Origin of the sequence: Streptomyces sp. NRRL F-2664 (assembly GCF_000719345.1) — a bacterium.
Classification (GTDB): Bacteria; Actinomycetota; Actinomycetes; order Streptomycetales; family Streptomycetaceae; genus Streptomyces.
Window position 1 is genome coordinate 1 of the sequence record NZ_JOFX01000197.1, and the last position, 1,594, is coordinate 1,594.

Here is a 1,594-nt window from a genome sequence, read left to right on the forward strand (position 1 = left end):
CCCCGACGGCCAGTCGAGAGAGCCATCGCCGAGACCAAGACCTGGCGCATCCTCCGCAAAGCCCGCTGCCACCCCACCAGACTCACGTCAATCACCAAAAGCCATCCTCACCCCGGAGACTCACAGCCGAACAAGCTCAGTGACCGCGACCGCCCGGTGATGCCCCTTGCCGACGTCGGTACCGACCCACATCTGTGCATGCCGCGTACTCGACCTCGAAGCCCCGTTCCACCCGCGGCCGTCGCACGGCCCGAAGGCGAGAGCTTGCACCGCCGGTCACCCTGCCGGGTGACGATCAGCATTGCCACCCACTCCACGAGCGCATGTGGGACATCCAGTACGGCACGATAGGGAAGCAACAGAGCTCCAAGGCTCAAGAGTTGAGCGGTGACACCTTGCTCAACAGCCCTGGGGCTCTGCCCGTTCCACGGTCACCCGATCGATGGCCACTCTGAAAATGATCAGTCATACCCGGCCCGGAGGCGAGCGGCCCCCTTGCGGGCCACCAAGAACATAATGGGGACACCTCGCCGACGCGCCAGGACGGTGCGACTTCCCGCCGACGAGCGTACGCCGCCCAACGAGCTCGTAAGATATCAGGCTGGCAATCCGCCCTTCCAACCGGAAGAATTTGCGCCCAGGGCCCCTGCATGTCCGAACACTCCTGCACCCTTGAAGCCCTAAGGGGCTAGGATGGCAAGGTTTATTCAGTCGGTCATGCCGTGACGGCCATCCGAGCCGAACCCGTGGATCCGCCCGCTTACGAATTGCTGGCGTAGGCCTATTTTGAAGGGTAGAGATCCCAAATCGGAAAGCGTCTGCACTGCCATCAATCTACTGGCGGACGTTCTTGAGGCGGAATTCGCGAGGTCCGTCGCTGTAATGAATCCCGATAGCCGATCGCTCCATCGATGAGAAGACTCCGAGGCGAGCGGTCCTCTGTAGTATGTCTATCCAGGCCCTATCCGTGTCGGTGAGATCGTTCGGTTCCTCGAAACGCCTCTCGCTCAATGCGTGAGTTTTCTTGCGAAATGATTTCACATGATTAGAAAGATAGAGCCGGTATTCGGCGCTATCCACAAACTTGTCGGCGACTTGGACTATTTTTCGCAAGTCAACCAGTGCGCCCGATTCACCCGATAGGTGAGCGCTCGTGGCGTAATAGGCGTTAGTGGCCGACCGTTCTAGCAGTCCCAAGTATGTAGGATCAACCCCAAAAAGCTCAAAGAACCCCTTGGGGCGGTGTGCGCCACTGCCTGAATCTTCAAGGTTTTTCGCTACGTCAACGCCTGCAGTGGCGCCGGAAGTGATAGAGGCGCCTGGAGTCGTCTCAGATGCGCGCAACAATGGCATGTCGGTTGGATGCTTGGGTTCCGCCTCCTCCACTTTCGGTGCAGCTTCGCTGTGGAGGGACTGCCTTCTTCCTGAACCCGGGATATGTGTAGGTGTAATCTTATCTGGATCATGTCGGCGACGACTGAAGCGCAATGTGATATTGCCGGTGGGGTCGGTGTTTTCGATGGGGTTGGCTGCGAAGGCTTGGTATTTGTTGAGGGGTGTGGGGTGGGGGTCGCGGGTGGTGAAGCGGCCGGTT

At 59.3% G+C, this 1,594-nt stretch carries 1 protein-coding gene and 1 pseudogene; both read right to left on the reverse strand.

All coding sequences use genetic code 11. From position 1 onward, the window contains the following. Positions 1-233: 233 nt before the first annotated feature. Positions 234-359, reverse strand: a pseudogene (locus IF89_RS45545) (IS5/IS1182 family transposase); the annotation flags it as partial. 475 nt (positions 360-834) lie between these two features. Continuing rightward, on the reverse strand, positions 835-1,594 hold a 760-nt coding region (locus IF89_RS46735; RefSeq protein WP_158718136.1), incomplete at its 5' end, for a hypothetical protein.